We start from the raw sequence: 21,216 nt of genomic DNA on the forward strand, positions 1-21,216 counted from the left end.
CTCTACGTGCGGCGCTGACTCACCGGGCCGTGCCCCCGCCGCCGTTCACCCGCGCGAGGACCTCGCCGGTGTGCGGGCCCCAGTCCACCACCACGGCCTCGCCCGGCACCTTCTGTTCGGGTGAGAGCAGCAGCCAGCGCACGTGGTAGCGGCGGACGATCGCGGTGCGTTCGGCGCGGGTGGAGTCGGGGGAGAGGTAGGCGCGCACGTCGCGCAGTCTGCGTTCGCGGACGCGCTCGTCGAGTGAGGGGTCGGGCCAGGCGGGGGCGACCAGGTTGACGCCGTAGCCGGGGACCGAGCGGGTGGGGCGGTAGCCGTCGGTCAGGACGACGTCGCCCTCGCGCATGGGGGCGGTCGCCCACGCGTAGTCGGGCCAGCGCGGCGGCTGGTCGAAGCCGACCGGGTCCAGGGCGCGCGGCACGACGGCGCCCGCCTGGATCTGGCAGAAGCCGACGCAGGCGCCGAGCGCGGTGGCCCCGGCGAGCGCGCCGCGCCGCCAGCCCCACGGCCGGGGCGCCGCGAGCTCGATCGCGAGGGCGAACTGGAGGGGGACCAGGGTGAGTCCGAGGATGCGGCCGTACGTGTAGTGGCCGCTGAGCCAGCCGTAGGCGACGACCGCGCAGTCCAGCGCGAACATGAGGACCAGCGGGTCCCTGCGGTCCCTGCGGAAGCGCAGCCACAGCGCGGGCAGGCCGAGTGCGGCGAGCCAGAAGCGCTGCGGCATCTCGGTGTAGAGCTGCCGGTGGATCCAGTCCACCGACGCGTCGCCGACCAGCGCGAAGACGCTGTAGTACGGCCAGCAGGCGGCGAGGGCGACGGCGGTCACCGCGGTCGTCGCCCAGATCCACAGCCTGCGCCCGGACGCCGCGAACGCGACGACGCCGATCACCGCGGCCACCGACGAGATCGGGTGGATGAGGAGGATCAGCCCGCACAGGGCGCCGAGCCCCGCGTAGGGCCAGGGGCCGCGCCGCGGGCCCCTGGCGAGCGCGCCCGCGCAGGCCCACGCCCAGAACGCCAGGCCGATCGCGAACGTCGACGGATAGCCGAGGTTCCCCGTCATCGACATCAGGCCCAGATAGCCGCTCCACCACGCCATCCGCGTGCCCCAGAGCAGCACCATCGCGAACAGGGCGAGCACCGGCGCCCATTGACGGTCCGTCAGGCCGCGGACGAAGCGGCCGATGCCGGTCAGCAGGACGACGAGGTTGAGCGGCCCGGAGAGCTTCACGACCTCCCAGCCCGCGAGGCCCGTCACCTTGGCGAAGAGTCCCTGCGCCACCGCGTACGGCGAGTAGTAGGGGCTGCCCTCGCCCGGCAGGTCGGCCATCGGGTGCGCGGGGTGGAGGAGGTTCTCCTTCAGGCGCTCGACGACCGCCGCGTGCTGGCCGAAGTCGCAGCACATCGGGACCCGCCAGAAGGCGAGCGACATCACCAGCCAGAAGAGGCCGCCGAAGACGAGGTAGGGCGAGGGCCGCCACCCGCGCCCGCCGCGCAGCGCCGTCGCACCGTGCGCGACCCTGCGGGTGAGGAGCCCACCGCCCGCCGCACCGCCGCCCGCCGCACCGCCCCTCACCGCACCGCCGCCCACCGCACCCCCGCTCACCGCATCAGCCTCTCCGCCACGCGGGCCGCCGCCCGGCCGTCGTCCAGGTCGCAGTAGGCCTCGCGGAACGCCGCGTACGCCTCGGCGTGCCGGGCCGCGATGGCCTCCAGGTCGCGCAGCGCCTCGACGACCTCGCCGGTGGAGGCGAGCAGCGGCCCGGGGGCGCTGGTCTCGAAGTCGAGGTAGAAGCCGCGCACGGTGTCGCGGTAGTGCTCCAGGTCGTACGCGTGGAAGAGCATCGGGCGCCCGGTGTGCGCGAAGTCGAACATCAGCGAGGAGTAGTCCGTCACCAGCACGTCGGCGATCAGCAGGAGTTCGGCGGTGCGGGGGTGCCCGGACACGTCGCGTACGAAGGGGGCGCGGGCGCCCGTCAGGCGGCCCGTGGTCAGCGGGTGCTTGCGCACCAGCAGGACGTGGTCGTCGCCGAGCACGGACTCGGCGGAGCCGAAGTCGAGCGCCGGTTCGTAGCGGAACCGGCCGGGGGCGCAGGCGAGATGGTCCCGGTAGGTCGGCGCGTACAGCACGACCCGCTTGCCGGGGTCGATGCCGAGCTCGCGGCGCACCCGCTCGGCGACCTTGCCCCGGTCCTCCGCGAACAGCATGTCGTTGCGGGGCGAGCCGGCCTCCAGGACCTCGCCCTCGTAGGCGAGCGCACGCCCCAGGTGCGGGGTGGAGAAACGGTTCGGTGAGACCAGGACGTCCCACTGCCTGGCGAGCGCGGGCAGCGCGTCGAGGTGTCCGTGGTCGGCGTAGAGCGTGCCGGTCAGATCGGTGCCGATGCGCTTGAGGGGCGCGCCGTGCCAGGTCTGGACGACGGTCTGGCCCGCGCGCCGCTCGAAGAACTCCGGCAGGTGCCCCGCCGTCACGATGCGGCGGCAGCGGGCGAGCGCCTCGTACCAGGCGGCGCTGTGCCGCTCGACGCCGCGGGCGCCCGCGGGCACCCGGGTCTGCTGGTCGTCCGTCACCCACAGGTGCTCGACGCCGGCCCCGCGCCGCACCAGCTCCTCGTGGACGGCGCGCGGCGAGTCCCCGTCGAAGTAGAGGACGGCGTCGGTCAGCGGCTTGGCGCGGTGGGCCGGGTAGTGGCCGGTGCGTAGCCGGTGCTGCCGGTAGGCGCCGCGTTCGGCGCGGTCGAGGACCGAGCCCGACTCGACGAGCAGCCGGTCGCCGAACCGCCGGTCGACGGTGAACTCCCGCCCCTGGACGGTCCGGTGGAGCGGGAAGGCGGCCGACACGGACGCCAGGAGCCGCACCGGCATGCCGTCCTCGGCACGCGGCGCCGCGGCCCCTGCCGCGCCGGGCGGAGCCGCCGTCTCGCGCAGGAACGCGTACCAGCGGCCCTCGCGCAGCGCCCCGCCGCCGGGCGCGAGCACCGCCCTGAAGCGGTCGCCGTGCCGCTGGGCGGGCGTGCTCAGCTCCTCGTCGCGGCCGCTGTGCCGCAGCACGAGTTCGGCCGCGCCCCAACTGGCGGACGCCACCTCGCCCTCGACGGTGAGCGTGCCGTCGGCGCCCCAGACGACCCGGTCGGCGATCGGCTGGCGGGTCAGCTCGACCACCAGCTGGCCCTGGTCGTTGGCGGTGGCGCACAGTTCGCGTCCGGGCCGCGCCGCGTACCGGCCGGGGGGCAGGTCGAGCGCGGCGGCCAGGGACTTGAGCTTGCCGTCGGGCAGCACCAGGTTGGCCTGCCAACGGTCGCCGTGCGGGGGCTCCACCTCCTTGGGCGCCAGGTGCGGGGTGGCCGCCACGCCCTCCAGGTCGGCGAGGCGCACCCGGACCTCGAAGCGGTCGTCGGCGAGCGCGACCGGATAGTCGAACGCCGTCCCGGTGTGCTTGTGGGTGAGCCGCAGCGCCGTGGGCCGGGTGCGGCCGGGCAGGTGCCCGCTCAGGACGACGTCGCCGCCGTCGCGCCGGTGGGCGTCCACCCGTGCCGCGTACTCCTGCACGCGCAGGACGAGCCGGCTCTTGCTGAAGCCGAGGGTGAGCCGGAGTCCGTCGTCCAGTTCGCGGACCACGGACTGCGCGGCCGCCCCGTCGGCGGCGCGCACGGCCGCGCGGCGCACCGTGCCGTGGCCCGCGACGACCACGCCGAGCAGCCAGTTGCCCGGCCGCCAGCGCCCGCCGGTCTTCAGCCGTTCGGGGTCGACGGTCATCTCGAAGCCGGACAGGTCGTAGCAGTGCAGCCGCTGCCGGGACTGCTCGGTGGCCCCCGGCGCGGCGACCGTCCTCGTCGGCACCCGCCTGAACTGCCCCTTGCTGTGCGCCGACTTGAGCAGCCCGGTCTTCACGGAGTGGCCAGGCCGGGTCGCCGCCAGGTTGCGTACGTACGCGTAGCCGATGATCCGCAGCTTCCCGTCGGCGCCCCAGCGGGCCTCGCTCACCCGTGCCGTCATGGGCAGTTCGCGCCGCCCGAGCCGCGCGAGCTTGTCGGGGATCCTGCCGACGCCCGGGTAGGCGGCGCTGCGCCGCACCGTGCCGCGCACCTGGAAGGCGGAGCCGTTGGCGCGCTCGAAGGAGAGCAGCTCGACGAGTTCGGCGGTGCGCCCCTCGCGGACGAGCTGCCACTTGACGCGCAGGTCGACGGGGAGCCCGGCGACGACCGCCGGGTCGGCGCGGTGCAGGAAGGCCGCCGTGTCCCGCATGAACGCCGCGCGGTACTCGGGGCCGCCCATCGGCAGCCCTTCCAGGAAGTACACGAAGTCGTCGCGCAGACAGGAGGTGTCGTACGTCTTCTTCATCTCGGGCGCGTGCTCGGCGAGGAAGGCGCTGACGTGCGCGCAGGCCGCGATGCGGTCGCGCACGCCCTTGACGTCGGTGCGGCGCCGGGTGATGGAGCCCTCGCGCACGCGCCAGTAGTAGACGTGGTCGCTGAGCACGTCCACGGAACCGGCGAGGAAGTGCGCCGGGATCATCACGGGGGTGTCCTCGTAGAGCTTGCCCTCGGGGAAGGCGAACTTGTGGCGGTCCCAGAAGGACCTGCGGAACACCTTGTTCCAGGCGACCCGGTCGGAGAGCAGGTCCAGGTCGCGGGCGATGTGCGTACGGGTGCGTGGCGCGGTGAGCCACTTGTACTGCCAGGCCTGGGAGCGGCCGCGCTCGTTGAGCCGCCAGACGTTGCCGCTGGCGAAGTCGGACCCGGTGGCGTCCAGGCTGGCGACCATCCGCTCGTAGGCGTCGTGCGGCACGACGTCGTCGCTGTCCACGAAGGTCAGGAACTCGGCGGTGGGGGAGGCCTTGCGCACGCCGGTGTTGCGGGCCGCGCTCAGTCCGGCGTTGCGCTGGCGGACGTAGACGAAGCGCGGGTCCCTGGCGGCGAACTCGCGGGCGATGCGGGGGCTGGCGTCGGTGGACCCGTCGTCGACGAGGACGCACTCCAGGCCGCCGGATCCGCCGGGACCGTCGATCGTCTGTCCGGCGATCGACTCCAGGCACTCCTCCAGGAACTCCTCGACGTTGTAGATGGGTACGACGACGCTGAGACGGGGCTGCACGGCGGCCGACCTTTCGGACGTGATACGGGTGTATTCATCCCCTTTGCCCGCTTCCGCGTCCCAAGCGTCAACTTCTTTGCTCTTGATCACCCCAACGAGTGATGGAGGGTCTTCGACAGGCGGTGCCCGGCTGACTACGGTCGGTTGACATGTCGCGCTTCTCGGTTGTCGTCCCCGCCCATCGCGTCCAGGGCTACCTGCGGGAATGCCTGGACTCGGTGCTCACCCAGTCCTTCGGCGACCTCGAACTGATCGTCGTCGACGACGCGTCCCCCGACGCCTGCGCCGCGATCGCCGGGGAGTATGCGGAGCGCGACGAGCGCGCGCAACTCGTCAGGATCCCCGCACGGGCGGGCGCGGGACCCGCCCGCGCCGTCGGCGCCGACCGGGCCACCGGCGCGTACCTCCTGTTCCTCGACGGCGACGACCTGCTGCTGCCCGGCGCGCTCGAAGCGCTCGACGCGGCCCTGCGCGCCCACGACGACCCGGACGTGCTGCTCTTCGCGCACGAGCGGACCGACTGGTGGGAGAACGTCCGCGCGGGCGGCGACGACCTCACGGGCGACCCCCTCGCGGCCACCGTGGCCGTCTGGAACCGCGTCTTCCGCCGCCCCTTCTGGCACGAGCGCCGACTGGGCTTCCCGCAGGGCGCCTACGAGGACGTGGTCCCCGTCCAGCGCGCCACCCTGGACGCGGGGGAGCGCATCGCGGTCCTCGACCGGGCGTGCGTGCGCTGGCGCGAGCGGCGGGCCGCCGGCTTCTCCAAGACCCCGGGCCGCGCGCACTTCGCCCTCGTCGCGCGCTACGAGGAACTCCTCGCCGCCGCGGACCCGGCCGAGCGGACCCGGCTCTTCCCGCCCGCGATCACGCATCTGCTCGCCGTCCTGGAGGACCCGGGGCGGATCAGGGCGGGAGACCGGCGGGAGTTCTTCCGCGAGGCGGCCCGGGTCCACCGCGGCTACGCGCCGCCCGGCCTCGCGCCCCGCACCCCCGAGGAGAAGGCCCTCGCCGGTGCCTCCTGGGGCGCCTACGAAGGGCTGCGCAGGGCCGAGACCCGGCGCCGGGGCGTCGCCCGCAGGCTCAGCGGCCAGAAGAAGAAGCTCCGCGCCCGCGCCATGAAGGCTGCCTACCGCGCCGACCTGCGCCGCGGCCTGGACCCGGGGCTCGCGGTCTACGGCGCCTACTGGAACCGCGGCGTCTCCTGCAACCCGGCCGCGATCCACGCCAAGGCCCGCGAACTCGCCCCGCACATCAGGGGCGTGTGGGTGGTCTCGAGCCGCAACAGGCACAAGGTGCCCGCGGGCGTCGAGTACGTCATCGAGGGCTCGCGGCGCTACTGGCGGACGATGGCGCGGGCGACCTACCTGATCAACAACTCCAGCTTCCCCGGCGGCTTCACCAAGCGCCCGGGGCAGGTCTACCTCCAGACACACCACGGCACGCCGCTCAAGAAGATGGGCCTTGACCAGCGCCGCTACCCGGCGGGCACGCACGGCATCAGCTTCCAGAAGGTCCTCGACCACACCGACCAGTGGGACTTCAGCCTCTCCTCCAACCCGCACTCCACGGAGATCTGGGAGCGGGTCTATCCGTCGGCGTCCTACCAGGCCCTGGAGGCCGGATACCCGCGCAACGACGTGTACTTCGGGGTCACCGACGCCGAAGTCGCGCGCATCCGGGGCGAGTTGGGCGTGGCCGACGGGCGCACGGTGCTGCTCTACGCGCCGACCCACCGCGACTACCAGAAGGGCTTCCTGCCCCGCGTCGACCTGTGCCGCTTCGTGGAGCGGCTCGGGCCCTCCTACGTCGTCCTGGTGCGCGCCCACTATTTCTACGGCGCCGACGCCGGACTCGCCGGTCCCGCCGCCCACCCGCAGCTCGTCGACGTCACCGGGCACGCGCGCGTGGAGGACCTGTGCCTGGCCTCCGACGCGCTGATCACGGACTACTCGTCGCTGATGTTCGACTACGCCTGCCTGGACCGCCCGATCGTGACGTACGCGCCCGACTGGCAGGCCTACCGGCTGGCCAGGGGCACCTACTTCGACCTGCTCTCGGGGCGTCCCGGCGAGACACCGGGAGCCGTCGCCACCAGCGAGGACGAGCTGGCCGCGCTGTTCACCGAAGGCGGCTGGAACGCGCCGGACGCGGCACGGCTGCGGTCCGCGTTCCGTGACCGGTTCTGCCCCTACGACGACGGAGGAGCCGCCGAACGCGTGGTCCGGCGGCTCTTCCTCGGCGGCGCCCCCGAGGGCGCCCCTCAGGCCTCGTAGGGCGAGCGCACCGGGAAGTACGCGTGCAGGAACGAGCGGATGGCGAGCGCCATCTCCTCGTCCGCGACCGGGCTCCCGGGCGACTCCCCGATGCAGAACGCCGTCCTGTCCCGGCTCTGGAGCAGCCGCCCGAGCCGGGCGTGGTCGTGCCGGTCGCCGATGTCCACGAAGTCGTACGAGATCCCGCCGGGCACGGCGCGCCCGGTGAGGTACGCGTAGTGGTGGTGCAGCGAGGAGACCAGGGACAGGTCGTCGTTCGAGCGGAAGCGGCCGCGGGCGGTGGCCGCGAGCTCCGCGGGGAAGCGCTCCTTGATCTCCCGCAGGACGTCGCGGCGCAGCGCGTAGGGCACGTGGAAGAAGCTGTGCGTCGTGGTGCGGCCGAACGTCTCGCGCAGCAGCTCCCTGTTGTTCTTCGCCGCCGCCAGATAGCCCTCGTCCGCGGGGGAGACGGGCAGCGCGGGCACGGACGCCGACGACCAGAAGAAGCGGGCGACGCCGTTGCTGAGGAAGAAGGTCTCCGGGGTGGTGGGGCGGCCCAGGAACATGTCGTCGTTGAAGTAGAGGAAGTGCTCCGACAGGCCCTCGATGCGGTGCAGTTGGCTCTCGATGGCGTGCGAGTTGAAGGTCGGCAGACAGTCCTGCGGGTCCTCGAAGAGGTCGCGGTGGTCGACGACCGTCAGGCCCGGGTGTTCGGCGGCGAGCCAGTCGGGGGTCTGGCCCGCGGTGACCAGGTAGACGTGCCGGATCCAGGGGGCGTACATCGCCAGCGAGCGCAGGCTGAAGCGGAGTTCGTCGCGGTTGCGGAAGCGCACGGCCCCGTTGTCGGCGGAGGCGGGGCCCGCGCCGCCGAGCGCCGCGTCGCGCTCGGCGCGCCACTCGGGGTCGCTGTCGTCGACCCAGGTGTAGACGGCGTCGACGGGGAAGTCCACGTCCCGCACGAGGAGTTCGGCGAACACGTCCAGGCTCGGATAGGAGCGGCCTGCCACGCGCAGCGTCGTGGTGGCGGTGAGCGAGGGGAGCTCCGTGCCCGCGAGCGTGGTGCCGAAGGGCGCGCGGAACCCGGCCGGGTCCCGGTTCCAGAACGCCACCGTGCACGCCTGGCCCGCGCCGTGCCGCAGCGACAGGGTCGTCGTGGTCACCGGCTTGAACAGCTTGACGCCCGCCAACTCGCCGATGCCGTCCAGGCGTTCGGCCAGCACGGACCCGGGTGCCGCGTCCCGCGGATTGACCAGCTCGGCGTAGACCGGCTGCCCGCGCAGCGCGCCCGCGAGGGCCTTGAGCGCGCGGTCCCTGTCGTCGGCGTCCACCGCCAGGGTGTGCGCGGTGGCACCCGGGGTGCGCACCAGGACGTACGGCACGTCCCGCGCGGCCAGCGCCGAAGCGGCCAGCTCCAGGTTCCAGTCGGCCATCCGGGGCGCCGGGACGTCGTCACGGCGCTCGGCGAGCCTGCCCACCGAGCGGATGATCCGGCCCTGGGTGTCGGCCTTCAGGATCTCGTCCTCGCGGGCGTGCTCGTCCGTGCGGGCCGCCGCGTCGTAGGTGTGCGGCGTGGTGGGCCGGAAGCCGCAGCCGCCGGACGCCACCCCGAGCGCCACCCGGTCCGCGCGCCCGCCGAGCCGCTCGGGCCGGTCCCGCGCCGCCACCAGGCGCGTGTACAGCTCCTCCCAGCGCGCGGTGACGTCCGCGGAGGAGAAGCGGGCGTAGACGCCTTCGCGGGCGGCCCGCGCATAGCCGCGCCTGGTCTCGTCGTCGCCCATCAACTCGTCCATCGCCACGGCCAGTTCACCGATCTCGCCGGGCGGCACGAGCAGTCCGTCCACGCGGTGGCGGACGATCTCGGCGGGCCCGGTCAGCACGTCGTACGCGATGACGGGCACCCCGGCCGCGAGCGCTTCGAGCAGGACCAGCGGGAACGCCTCGTTGTGGCCCGCCGTCAGCAGGCTCAGCCCCGCCTTGGCCCACTCGGCCGCCATGTCCTGGCAGGGGCCGAGCAGTTCGACCCGGTCCTGAAGGCCGAAGCCGTCCACCAGGCGCCGCAGCTGCCGCTCGCGGTGGCCGCCGCCGAAGATCCGCAGCGACCATCCGGGGTGCGCGTCGGCGATCCGCGCGAACGCCTGCACGGCGTGGTCGACGCGCTTCTCGCCGGTGAGCCGCGCCGCCATCACGATGACCTTGCTCTCGCCGTCCGCGCGCGGCCGGAAGCCGTCCGGCACGGCGTTCGGGATCACGGCGAGCTCGGGCGCGGTCGCGCCGAGGGACTCCGCGATCCAGTCCCTGGTCCGCCCGGTGAGCGTGACCAGCGCGTCCAGGCGCGGCGCGTGCAGCAGCAGCGGCTCCCCCGACGGGCCGCGCCGCTGGGTGGGGCGGTGCTCCTGGTGGACGGTGACGACCCGCGCGGGCGCGAGCGCCACGGCGGCGGCGAGCAGCGCGGGCGTGGTGGTGACCAGGACGTCCGTCTCCAGACTGCCGAGCGCCGCGGTCAGCTCGACGTCGGAGAGCCGGTCGAAGGCGTCCTCCCAGGCGGGCCTGATCAGCTCGCTGGGCAGCGCGGCGAGCGTCCGGCAGGCGGCGTCGTCCAACTCCGTCGCCCGCACCGGGCGTTCGGGGGTCGTGGCCCGGTCCACGAGGTAGCGGACGGGGAGCCCACGCGCCTCGGGGAAGAACGGCTCGGCGCGGGTCCTGAACACGGAGAGCACCTCGACGTCGTGCCGCTCGGCGAGGTGCTGCGCCTGGGTGTACGTGGCGAGCTCGGTGCCGCCCATCTCGTCGCCCCAGCCGAGCAGATAGGTGATCTTCATGGGGTCTCCTTCGCGGGCTCCCGCGTGAGGTCGGTGATGTCGAGGCAGGTCACCGCGAACGCGCCGGACGGGGTGAAGTGCGCGTGCGCCCGGGTGAGCCCGCCGTCCGGCAGGGCGAAGACGCGGAAGGGTGTGGGGCGGGAGGCGGCGTGGTCGCGCACGTCGGACAGCCAGCGGCCCAGCGGCAGTTCGCCCACGCGGAGGTCCCACACCCACTGGCCGGGACCCGCCCCCGTCATCCGGTCGAGCGGCACCCGCAGCGTGAACTCCTCGGCGCGCCAGTCCACTTCGACGGGTACGACGACGCCGTCCCTGCGCCGTACGGCCCGGCCCTGCGCCCCCGCCTGCCCCGCGGCGCCCGCGACGAGCCGCCCGTGCACGGTGATCCCGTGCCCGCTCGGCACGAACCGCACCAGCTCCGCGCGCGGCAGCGACCGCGTCGCCTGGAGCACGGCCCGTCCGCCACGGGACCTGACGATCCGCACGAGCGTCCCGGTCCGGGGATCGGGGGCGTGCGGCACGGTCGGGGTGGGCGGCGGCGCGGGGTCACCCTCGATGCCGAGCCCGTGCCGCCCGGCCCGGCCGCGGGCGTCCCGCGTCTCCACGGTGAGCCGCCAGACACCGTCGCTCAACGGCACTCCGGGCCGCCCGCCGTCGCGCGCGTCGCGCAGCGTGACGGTGGCCGTGAGCAGCGGATCCCCGTGCGTCCGCGGCTCCAGGGCGAGCGGCACGGCGTATCTGCGGTGCCCCCGGGTGATCAGCAGCCGGCCCCCTACCGCGTCCTGCCGTGCGGCGACGGCGACGTTGAGCGTGCGGCTGTCGCGCAGCGAGAGGTGCACCGGCGCGGGGAGCGTGCCGCCCCCTCGCCCGGCGGCGGCCCGCTCGACGCGGAACCGGGTGGTGCGTGCGGTGGCGAGCAGCCGCCGTACGACGGCCGGCGGGGGCGGGGTCATGAGGCGCCGCCCGTGCGGCGGCCGGACGCGGCGGGCCAGGACCGGGGGTGTGACGTGAACCCAATGTGGTGCATTGGGCTACTTTGCCCGGTCGGCCGCCCGCACGGGGTCAGCGGCGCGCCCTGCGCACCGCCCGCGTGACCACGGGCGGGAGCAGGTCGACGACGATCCTGCGGGTCCTCGACGGCCTGCGCTTCGGCACCTGCACCACCTGCGCACGCGGCGCGGGCACCGCACCTGCCTCCGCGACGGGCTCCGGGGCCGCCGGGTGCCGGGACGTGACCAGCTCCGGCGCGGGGATCTTCGCCCGCGAGGCCCGGATCACGTCGAGGCCCGCGATGTGCTGGATCTCCGGGGCGCAGTGCGGCACCCCGCGCAACTCCGCCATCAGCGCGTCCCGCAGCGGCGCCGGGTCGCCCCAGGTGCCGTACAGCTTGTTGGAGGAGAGCATCACCGGCTTCAGGCCGTGCCGGAACACGGCCTCCCAGGTGGCGGCGGCGACCCCGGGGGTGTGCTCGGTGCGGTAGTCGTCGAGGACGAGGACGCCGCCCTCGCGCAGCGCGCTCCTCGCCGCGAGGATGTCGGCGGCCACGTCGTCGTACATGTGCGAGGCGTCGATGTGCACGAACCGGCACGAGCCCTCGGCGATCATCCCGGGCAGCACGTCGGTGCGGCCCTCCACCAGCTCGGGCAGGGTGTCGTGGAACGCCCCGTAGTTGGCCTCGAACGCCTGCCTGGTCAGGGACTTCTGGTAGAAGGCCTTGGTGGCCTCCTTGGTGTAGCCGTCGTCCGAGCCGAACAGGTCGCAGACGGTCATCTTCTCGCCGGTACGCAGGAACTCGCCCATGACGATGGTGCTCTTGCCGAGGTAACAGCCCATCTCCAGGAGGTCGCCGGGCGGCGTGTCCGCGGCGCCCGCGCCCAGGAACCAGGCGAACAGGCGCTGGTCCAGGGGCCAGAACCAGCCCGGCACGTCCTCCAGGGCGGCCGGACGGGGCAGTTCGGCACCGGCGCCCGCGCCGGGGGTGGTCTCGCTGCTGGTCGTGGTCATGGCGGGGGTCTCCATCAGGTTCGGTGCTGCGGCCGATCGGTTGGCCGGCCGGTCCGGCGGTCGTGCGGATCCATCGGTGTGTCAGTGGGGTGCCGCGACGGGTCTGGCGGATACGGGTGAGGCAGTGGATGCAGTGGATGCGCCGGACGCGGCCGATTCCGCGCCCGCACCCGGCCGCAGCACACCGCCGCACCGCCCCCGCCCGTTCTCGTACGCGTCCGGCACCGCCCGCGCCGCCCACGCGCGCAGCGCCGGCAGCCGCTCCGGGTGTCCGACGGCGTCGGCACGCACCCAGTCGCCGCCGCCGTCCGCCGTGCGGTAGAGCGGCAGGTAGCCCTCGGCGGTCAGCCGGGGCGCCTTCATGCCGCTCTTGCGCGCCCAGACGCCGACCGCGTGCACGAACGTGGGCCGCAGCTCCTGGAAGGCGTACCCGCGCAGCCGTTCGGAGTCGCCCGCCGCGAGCGCGTCGGCGATCCGCGGCTCGGTGAGGCCCGCGAGGTCGTACACCTTCAGGTCGCTGGTGAGCAGGGTGCCGCCGAGGCTCGGCAGCAGGACGGACGCGTCGCGGATGCCGAGCCGGTCCGCGTACTCGTTGAACATCACCCCGTCGCGGTGGACGACGAGGCACATCGGCAGGGTCGGCTCGGCGCGGAACGCGGCGGCCCGGTCGCGCTGCGCCGACCAGGACAGGAGCAGCGTCGCGCTCAGTGCGACCGCGACGAAGGCGCGCGGCCGCGGCCCGCCGCGCTCGGCGAGTCCCACCGCGGCGAGCCCGAGGGCCAGAACTCCCAGCGGCCACACGGGAGTCGCGAACCGGTACATGCCCATCCAGTCCGGTTCGAGGATGCCGAACGCGCCCAGCGTCAGCGCCAGCGGCAGGACCACGGCGCCGAGGGCCGCGCGCGGCATGCCGTGCCGGGTGAGCGCGATGCCGGTCAGCGCGGCGGCCACGAGCACCAGCGGCCAGCCCGCGAAGGTCAGCAGGTCCCCGACGGTCCTGCCGAACAGCTCGGCGTCCGGCAGCTCCTGGGCCTTGGCCACCGCCGTGTTGGGCACGAGCCGCCCGAAGACGGCGTAGCGCCAGGCGATGAACAGCGCGTACGGCACGGCGAAGGCGGCGATGCCGAGACCCGCAGCGCGCGCCCGGGGCCACAGCCGGCCGCGCCGCAGCGTCAGCAGGAGCAGCAGCGGATAGACGCCCGCGAGCACCGCCCCGTCCGGCCTGGTCAGCGCCGCGACCAGGGCGAGCAGACCGGAGGCCACCGCGGGCCCCTTGCCGGTGAGGTTGCCGGTGGTGACGGCCCGGACGAGCGTCGCGGCGAGGACGGTGGCGACACAGGCGTAGAGCGGATTCTCCAGGCCGGAGAACGTCCAGGCGACGAACGAGACGTTGGCGCCGAGCAGCACCCCGGCCAGGCCCGTGACCAGCCAGGAGCGCCGCACCAGGCGCCGTGCCGCGCAGGCGGTCGCGAGGAGCACCCCGAGCGCGCACAGCAGTCCGAGCGCCTTGGGGTAGAGGATCAGGTCGGGCACCCCGGCCACGGCCCGGTGGTCGAAGAGGCCGAGCCGCCTGCCGACGACGAGCAGCCCGAGCCAGGCGGGGTTGGAGTACCCCTCGACCGGCGCGGCGCCCGCCTGCTGGACGGGCCCGAGCCCCTCGTCGATGCTGCGCGCGTACGCGAAGGTGATGGCCGCGTCGTCGACCACCCAGCGGCCGAGCAGCGAGCCGTGCAGCGCGACGAGGGCGCCGCCCGCCACGACGGCCGCCCCGTCGGCCCACCAACTGGAGCGCTTGGAAGGGGAGTTGGACGCATCGGCGGAACCATCGGCCGTCGGGGGCGCCGACTGCCCCGGGATGCCGGGGGCCGAGGTCGTCGTGCCGCTCATCGGGTGCCGAGGGGGGCGGCGAAGAGCGGGGCCGAGCCACGGCGGCCCGCGAGCTGCTGGGGGATGGGCGTCAGCGGGTACTCCTGGCCGAGCATCACCTGGGAGACCACGCGGGCGGCCGCGTGCCCGTCCTCGTACTCGCAGAACCGCGCCCGGAAGTCGGCGCGCAGCGCGGCCGACCGCTCGTCGCACCAGGTGCCCGAGGCGAACAGGTCCGCCAACTGGGCCGTACTGGTGGAGACATGACCCGGTGGCGTGGCGAGCAGATCGACGTAGGTGCCGCGGGTGACCTGGTAGACCTCCCAGTCGTCCGCGTGCACGACGATCGGGCGGTCCAGGCACGCGTAGTCGAACATCAGCGAGGAGTAGTCCGTCACCAGGGCGTCCGACGCGAGCATCAGGTCCTCGACGGACGGCTCGTCGGTGACGTCGAGCAGCAGTCCGCGCCGCTCCAGGTCGCGCAGTTGCAGCCCCCGCACGGCGGCGCCCGCGTACTGCGGATGGAGCCGCACGAGCAGCGTCACGCCGAGGCCCGCCTCGCGCGTGAGCCGCTCGAAGTCCACCCGTGGCTCGTACCACTTGCGGTGATCGCGCGGTGTCGGCGCGTACAGGATCACCGTGTTGCCCGCGGGCACCCCGAGCCGCCGGCGCACCGCGACGCCGCGCAGCGGGTCGCCCTTGACGAGGACGTCGTTGCGGGGGGCGCCGGTGGGCAGTGAGGTGAAGCGGCAGGGGTAGGCGCGGTCCCAGGCGCGCTCCGCGTGCCGCCCGGACACCAGGCTGTAGTCCCAGCGGTCCGAACGCCACAGCTGCGCGCGGACGTTGAGGTGGTACGTCGCGGCGGGCCGGCCGAGCAGATCGGTGCCCATGTGCTTGAGCGGCGTCCCGCGGTGGGTCTGCACGTGGATCTGGCCCTCGCGCTTCACCAGGCCCGGCGCCCAGTTGATGTTGTTGAAGAAGTACGTCGCCCGGCTCATCGCCCGGTGGTAGGCCGGGGTGTCGGGCGTGACCACCTCGACGCCCTCGGGCGCCCGCTCCACCGCGTCGGGCCGCAGCACCCACACCGACCTGATGTGCGGGGCGAGCACCCCGGCGGCCTGGTGCACGGCCGCCGGATCGCCGAGCAGCCCGCGGTGCGAGAACGCCGAGTACACCGCGAGGTGCGGGTCGAGCGGGCGGTGGCGCTGCACCCGGGTCAGCGTCCGCTTGGCCTTCGTGGCGGCCCGCTTGTGCAGCTTGCGCTTCTTGCGCAGCGCGGCGGCGCGCAGCGCGTGGGCCGCGGCGAAGGCCCGGAACACTGGGTACGGGCTGCTCGCGGTGAGCCGCCACTGGAGCCGGTAGCGGTCGTCGGGCGGGGTGAACCCGGCCGGTTTGTAGCGGCGGTAGAACTCCACGGTCGTGCGGTAGAAGTCGGCGCGGTCCTCGGCGAGCACGCGCTCGGCGAGCGGCAGCGTCGCCAGGAAGTGGTTGATCATCCGCTCGAAGAGCAGCGGCCGCGCCGCGTCGAGCTCGGGGTGCTCGTCGAGGAAGGCGAAGAGCCCCGCGTACTGCGGGAAGATGTCGAAGTGCTTGCGCCCCGGGGTGCGGGTGATCGCGCCCTGCCTGCGCTGGCGGTACTCCACGCACACCCGGTCGAGACAGCCCACGCGGCGGGCGGAGACCAGCGCCTCGTAGGTGATCGGCGCGTCCTCGTACAGGCCCTTCTTGTACGTGAAGCCGTGCGCGGTGAAGAAGTCGCGGCGGTAGGCCTTGTTCCAGGCGACCAGGAACAGCTGGAGGTACTGCGGGCTGCCCAGGATGTCGAAGGTGTCGGTGCCCGCGGACGCCAGCAGGTCCGCCGTCATGCTGCGGCCGCCCCGCCCCCACCAGTGGGTGCGCACGTGGTCGAAGACCAGCACGTCGGGATCGGCGGTCCTGCCGAGCCGGTCGTCGATCGCGGCGAGCGCGCCCGGCGTGTAGCTGTCGTCGCTGTCCAGGAAGAGGAGGTAGTCGCCGGTGGCGTGGGTGACCCCCGCGTTGCGCGCCCCGCCGAGGCCGGCGTTCTCGGGCAGGTGGACCGCGCGGACCCGCGAGTCGGCCGCGGCGTACTCGTCGATGATGGCGCCGCAGTGGTCGGGCGAGCAGTCGTCGACCGCGATGACCTCGATGTCGGTGAACGACTGCGTCAGGACCGAGTCGAGGCACTCACGCAGGAAGCCCCGCACCTTGTAGACGGGGACGATGATGCTGAAACGGGGCACGGGCTCTTCCACGGGTCGTGACGGATGGGACACCGGCGCGGGGGCACGCCGGAGGTGGTGCGGGACGCGGGGCAACGGCGAGGCCCCGCGGCGGGCAGCGGCGGGGCCGGTCTCGGCGGGGCGGGACGGGTGCCCCCGGCGGGCAGCGGCGGGCGCGCGGTCCCGTGCGGGGGACGCCTCGTGGGGGCGGCGCAGGGCGCCGCGCCCGCACCCGTCGTGCGCCGGGCACCGGCGCGCGGCGCGGGGAGCGCGTCGCGTGCCGGATGCCGAACGCTCGGGTGGGGCATGGCGGACGTCCTCGGTAGGGGCGGGTGGTCAGTGCTGGGGGACGCGCGGCGCGGCGGGCGCCGGAATCCGCTCGCGCAGCGGGATAACCGGCGGCAGCTGGGCCACGTCCTCGCCGAGCAGCACCCGGCGCACCACCCGCTCCGCGGCGAGCCCGTCGTCCAGGTCGCAGAACCGCTCGCGGAACGCGGCCCGCAGCCGCTTCGCCGACGCGCCCTCCCACGCCCCGCCGCGGAACACCGCCGTCAGCTCGTCCTGGGTGCGGGCCACCGCGCCCGGCGGCTCGGCGAGGAGGTCGAAGTAGACGCCGCGGGTCTCGCGGTAGACGTCCCAGTCGTCGGCGTACACGACGATGGGCCGGTCCAGGTTGGCGTAGTCGAACATGATCGACGAGTAGTCCGTGATCAGCGCGTCCGAGGCGAGGCACACCTCCTCTGGCGAGCGGTGCCCCGTCACGTCGATCAGCTTGCCGGAGCGCACCACCTCTTCGAGCCCCGCCGAGCCCTCGTAGAAGTGGTGGGCGCGGAGCAGCACCACGAACTCCTCGCCGAGCGCGTCGCAGAACGCCGGCAGGTCGAGCTGGGTGGCGAAGTCCGTGCGGTAGTCGCGGTGGGTGGGGGCGTACAGCAGCGCGATCCTGCCGTCGGGCACCCCGAGCCGCTTGCGGGCCGCGCTCACGTCGTCGGCGCTCGCGCTGTAGAAGGCGTCGTTGCGCGGATAGCCCACGTCGAGGCTCTCGTACGCCCCCGGGTAGGCGCGCTCCCACACCTCGGTCGAGTGGTGGTTGGAGGAGATGTTGAAGTCCCAGCGGTCCACGCGCTGGAGCAGCTTGCCGAGCGGCCCCGCGGCCGCCGCCGCGGCCGGGAACTCGACCTGGTCCACGCCCATCCGCTTGAGCGGCGTGCCGTGCTGGGTCTGCACGTGGACCGTGCCGGGACGCTTCTTCACGGCCATCTCGAAGTTGACGTTGTTGAACGTGTACTTGGCGGCGGCCATCACCTCCCAGTACCGCGTGCTGCCGATCTCGACGCCCTCGACGCCCTCGGGAAGCGCGGCGGACGCGCTGTCGGAGACGAGGAAGACGGTCCTGATGTGCGGGGCGAGCCGCCGCGTCGCGGCGTGGATCGCGGCCGGGTTGCAGGCGTAGCCGCGGCCCCAATAGGCCGAGAACACCGCGAGGTCCGGGTCGACGGGCCGCTTGAGGAACGCCTTGTAGGGGTGCCTGCGGCGCTGGAGCCAGCGCCCCGCGCGCCGCAGGGTGGGGCCGAGCAGCGCGGGCAGCCGGTTCTTCGCGCCGCGCAGCGCGCAGAACCCGGCGTAGGCGCCCGCCGCGAGCAGCCGGTGCTGCACGCCCAGGCTGCCGCCCGGCGGTCGGAACCCGGCGGGCCTGTGCAGCCGGTACGCCGTGGTGGCCCGCCGGAAGAAGTGCCGCCGCAGCCACGCCGACGGCAGCCGCGAGGGCGTCGACGCCGTCTTGAGCAGCTCGTGCGTCAGCCTGCGGAAGACCCGGTCGAGTACGGGCGCGGGCGCGCCGAGGGACTCGGCCTCGGTCATCGCCAGGCCGAACTGGTCGAGCAGCTCCAGGTGGTGGGCGCCGGGACGGCGGTGCCGCGCGCCCTGGCGGCGCAGCAGATGGCGCACGCACACGCGGTCCAGTACGGCGATCCGCTCGGCCCGCAGCGCGGTCCCCACGCTCCACACCAGGTCCGTGAACATGCCGGGCGCGAAGCCGAGCCGGTGCCGGGTGACGAAGGCGCGCCGGTGCGCCGCGGAGAAGGCGGGCACCAGCGGGTCGGGCAGCGCCGGGTGGTCGGCCACGCCGAAGACGCCCCCGGGCGCGCCCTCCCACAGCCGTTCGAGCACCGGGCCCTGGCCGCCGTCGAACCAGTGCACGCGCTCGTGGTCGAAGAGCAGCAGATCGGGATCGCCGGTCCCGGCAAGGCGCGCGTCGAGCGCCTCAAGGGTGCCGGGGGTGAAGGTGTCGTCGCCGTCGAGGTAGAGCAGATAGTCGCCGCGCGCCGCTCTCGTCCCCGCGTTCCGCGCCCCCGCGAGCCCCTCGCCCGAGGGGGACTCGACGCGGCGCACCCGGGCGTCGCGCTCCGCGTGCTCGGCCACGATCGCCGCACACAACCCCCCTGCGCCGGCCGCACCGGCCGGGCCCTCCGGGCCGTCGACCACGGCGATCAGCTCGAAGTCGGGGAAGGACTGCCCGAGCACCGAGGCGAGGCAGTCGGCGAGCCGCCCCGGTACGCCATGGGTGGGGACGATGATGCTGAAGCGCGACAAGACAGCCTCTCTCGATGGTGGTTCAGACGGGTTCGCCCGCCGCGGGGATCACGGCGGGCTCACGTTCGGGTGCTGGGCTGAAGACCCGGCTGCGGGGCCCGGTCCCGTGGCGCGGCGGCCGACGGCGCGGGATGCCGCTCGGTCAGGGGCACCACGGCCGGCAGCCCGCCCCGCTCGCCGAGCACCACGTGGCGTACGACCCGTTCCGCCGCGCACCCGTCGTCGTACGCGCAGAACCGCTCGCGGAACGCCCGCCGCAGCTGGGCCGAGCGTGAGCCCGCCCAGTGGCCGGTGGCGAGGATGTCGGTGAGCTCGTCCTCGCTGCGCGCGACCGCGCCGGGCGGGAAGTCGCGCACGTCGAAGTAGGTGCCGCGGGCCGCCTCGTAGGCGTCCCAGTCGTCGGCGAACAGGACGATGGGCCGGTCGAGGTTGGCGTAGTCGAACATCAGCGACGAGTAGTCCGTGACCAGCGCGTCCGACGCCAGGCAGAGCGATTCGACGCTCGGGTGGTCCGACACGTCGATGAGCCGCCCGGACGATCCGGCGAGCGGCGCGTCGTACGTGTGGTGGGCGCGGGTCAGCACGACGAAGCCGGGCCCGAGCGCGTGCAGCATGCGCTCCAGGTCCAGGCTGAGGCGCTGGGTGCGGCGGTAGTCGCGGTGGGTCGGCGCGTACAGCACGGCGACCGCGCCGTGCGGGATGCCGAGCCCCTCGCGCAGCCGCATCACCTCCGCCGAAGTGGTGCGCTGGAAGCGGTCGTTGCGCGGATAGCCGTATTCGAGGGTGGTGTACGCGGCGGGGTAGACGCGCTCCCACACCAGCGTGGAGTGGCGGTTGGCCGACAGGACGTAGTCCCATTTGTCGGCGTTGCGCAGCAGCGCCGCGAAGTCCGTGCCGCGCGCGGCCGCCGGCCGGTCCTGGAGGTCGAGGCCCATCTGCTTGAGGGGGGTGCCGTGCTGGGTCTGGACCAGGACCTGCCCTGGCCGCTTGACCAGCCTGCGGTCGAAGTTGACGTTGTTCACCAGGTACTTGGAGCGGGCCAGCGCCGTCCAGTACGCGGCGGTGCCGGGACGCAGCCTGAGGGTGCCCGTCGGGACCGTGTGGTGGTGCTCGGGGGCGGCGATCCACGCGGTCCGCATGCCCGGCACGAGCTCGCGCATCGAGGCTTCGATGGCGCCGGGGTTGCAGCCGTAGCCGCGCCCCCAGTACGAGGAGAAGACGGCCCGGTCGGCGCGGACCGGCAGGCGCAGCTGGACGCGGTAGTGCAGCTGGAGCAGGGCGCCGCGCAGACTCCGGCGGGCGGCGGCCGCGTACCGCTTGGCGCGCGAACGCACCCGCAGCGCCGTCCACAGGCTCCGGTAGGTCCGGTGGGAGCCGAGCCGCACCAGGCCGTGCCTGAGCCGGGTGCGGATGGGCACCGGGGCGCCGGGGACGCGGTAACGGCGGTAGTGGGCGCGGGCCTTGCGCAGGAACTCGGCGCGGCTGCCGCGCGGCAGCCGGTCCCGCTTGGTGAAGATCGTCGAGAGGTGGTCGACCATCCGCCGGAACAGCACGGCCCGCCACGCGGCGGAGAGGTCGGGGTGCCGGTCGAGGAAGGCGAAGACCCGGTCGTACTGGTCGAAGATGTCGAAGTGCTTGCGGCTCGTGGTGCCCAGGATGTTGCCCTGGCGCCGCTGCCGGTAGTGCACGCAGACCCGGTCGAGGGTGGCGAGCGAGTCCGCCGCCATCAGGATCGGGTACGTCCAGGGCGTGTCCTCGTAGTACCCGGTGGGGAAGGTGAAGCCCTCGCGCTCGATGAAATCGCGGCGGTGCGCCTTGTTCCAGGCGACCATCAGGACCTTCAGGAGTCCTGGCCGGTCGGCGAGTGGGAAGGGCGCCTGGCCCTCCTCGTGGAGCTGGCCCGCGAACTGGTTGCGCACGGCCTCGCCCGACCAATAGGTGCGCGCGTAGTCGTAGACCAGGATGTCCGGCTCGTCGGTCTGCTTGAGGCGGTCGGAGATCGCGTGCAGGGCGCCGGGGGTGAGGGTGTCGTCGCTGTCGAGGAAGATCAGGTACTCGCCGGTGGCCCGCGCCATGCCCGCGTTGCGGGCCTCGCCGAGACCGACGTTCTCCTTGAGGTGCACGGCCTTCACCCGGGGATCGCGGGCCGCGCACTCGTCGATGAGCGCCCCGCTCGCGTCCGGCGAGCAGTCGTCGACCGCGATCAGCTCCAGATCCGTGAACGACTGCGCCAGCACGGACTCCAGGCACTCGTGCAGATACGCCTGCACCTTGTACGCGGGGACGATGACACTGAACCGGGGCAAGGCACATCCATGGGTCGGCGCGGGCATACTGCCCCGAACGCCT

General features: G+C 74.0%; 10 protein-coding genes. 1 reads left to right on the forward strand and 9 read right to left on the reverse strand.

The genetic code is table 11. The features are described from left to right. Window positions 1–19: 19 nt before the first annotated feature. A complete protein-coding gene (locus ACIO9J_RS42480; RefSeq protein ID WP_402011039.1) occupies window positions 20–1,576 on the reverse strand; it encodes a hypothetical protein in 1,557 nt (518 codons plus the stop codon). 26 nt (window positions 1,577–1,602) lie between these two features. Further along, window positions 1,603–5,094, reverse strand: a complete 3,492-nt coding sequence (locus ACIO9J_RS42485; RefSeq protein WP_402011011.1) for a CDP-glycerol glycerophosphotransferase family protein — start codon at window positions 5,092–5,094, stop codon at window positions 1,603–1,605. A gap of 149 nt (window positions 5,095–5,243) precedes the next feature. Here ACIO9J_RS42485 and ACIO9J_RS42490 point away from each other — a divergent pair, with 149 nt between their 5' ends. Beyond that, a complete protein-coding gene (locus ACIO9J_RS42490; protein ID WP_402011013.1) occupies window positions 5,244–7,367 on the forward strand; it encodes a CDP-glycerol glycerophosphotransferase family protein in 2,124 nt (707 codons plus the stop codon). On the opposite strand, the gene ACIO9J_RS42495 is transcribed toward ACIO9J_RS42490, so the two are convergent. The 7 genes from ACIO9J_RS42495 to ACIO9J_RS42525 form a co-directional block, all read right to left on the reverse strand. Further along, on the reverse strand, window positions 7,355–10,165 hold the full coding sequence (locus ACIO9J_RS42495) for a stealth conserved region 3 domain-containing protein (protein WP_402011015.1): 2,811 nt from the start codon (window positions 10,163–10,165) through the stop codon (window positions 7,355–7,357). The genes ACIO9J_RS42490 and ACIO9J_RS42495 overlap by 13 nt on opposite strands. Continuing rightward, window positions 10,162–11,118, reverse strand: a complete 957-nt coding sequence (locus ACIO9J_RS42500) for a hypothetical protein (RefSeq protein ID WP_402011017.1) — start codon at window positions 11,116–11,118, stop codon at window positions 10,162–10,164. Before ACIO9J_RS42500 ends, ACIO9J_RS42495 begins: the two co-directional genes overlap by 4 nt. Window positions 11,119–11,227: 109 nt before the next feature. Beyond that, a complete protein-coding gene (locus ACIO9J_RS42505) occupies window positions 11,228–12,169 on the reverse strand; it encodes a class I SAM-dependent methyltransferase (protein WP_402011019.1) in 942 nt (313 codons plus the stop codon). Window positions 12,170–12,250: 81 nt separating this feature from the next. Further along, the gene (locus ACIO9J_RS42510) at window positions 12,251–14,056 is read right to left on the reverse strand and encodes a hypothetical protein (RefSeq protein WP_402011020.1); all 1,806 of its coding nucleotides are present in this window, start codon (window positions 14,054–14,056) and stop codon (window positions 12,251–12,253) included. Further along, a complete protein-coding gene (locus ACIO9J_RS42515) occupies window positions 14,053–16,296 on the reverse strand; it encodes a CDP-glycerol glycerophosphotransferase family protein (RefSeq protein ID WP_402011022.1) in 2,244 nt (747 codons plus the stop codon). The genes ACIO9J_RS42510 and ACIO9J_RS42515 overlap by 4 nt, the downstream gene beginning before the upstream one ends. Window positions 16,297–16,611: 315 nt before the next feature. Then, window positions 16,612–18,867, reverse strand: a complete 2,256-nt coding sequence (locus tag ACIO9J_RS42520) for a CDP-glycerol glycerophosphotransferase family protein (RefSeq protein ID WP_402011024.1) — start codon at window positions 18,865–18,867, stop codon at window positions 16,612–16,614. A gap of 59 nt (window positions 18,868–18,926) precedes the next feature. After that, window positions 18,927–21,173: a CDP-glycerol glycerophosphotransferase family protein gene (locus tag ACIO9J_RS42525; protein ID WP_402011025.1), complete on the reverse strand. Its 2,247-nt coding sequence runs from the start codon at window positions 21,171–21,173 to the stop codon at window positions 18,927–18,929. Window positions 21,174–21,216 lie beyond the last annotated feature (43 nt).

Source organism: Streptomyces sp. NPDC087300, from assembly GCF_044744425.1.
Classification (GTDB): Bacteria; Actinomycetota; Actinomycetes; order Streptomycetales; family Streptomycetaceae; genus Streptomyces.

Coding starts and splice junctions, on each gene's coding strand:
- ACIO9J_RS42490 (WP_402011013.1), top strand. CDS start 5,244: ATGTCGCGCTTCTCGGTTGTCGTCCCCGCCCATCGCGTCCAGGGCTAC.
- ACIO9J_RS42495 (WP_402011015.1), bottom strand. CDS start 10,165: ATGAAGATCACCTATCTGCTCGGCTGGGGCGACGAGATGGGCGGCACC.
- ACIO9J_RS42500 (WP_402011017.1), bottom strand. CDS start 11,118: ATGACCCCGCCCCCGCCGGCCGTCGTACGGCGGCTGCTCGCCACCGCA.
- ACIO9J_RS42505 (WP_402011019.1), bottom strand. CDS start 12,169: ATGACCACGACCAGCAGCGAGACCACCCCCGGCGCGGGCGCCGGTGCC.
- ACIO9J_RS42510 (WP_402011020.1), bottom strand. CDS start 14,056: ATGAGCGGCACGACGACCTCGGCCCCCGGCATCCCGGGGCAGTCGGCG.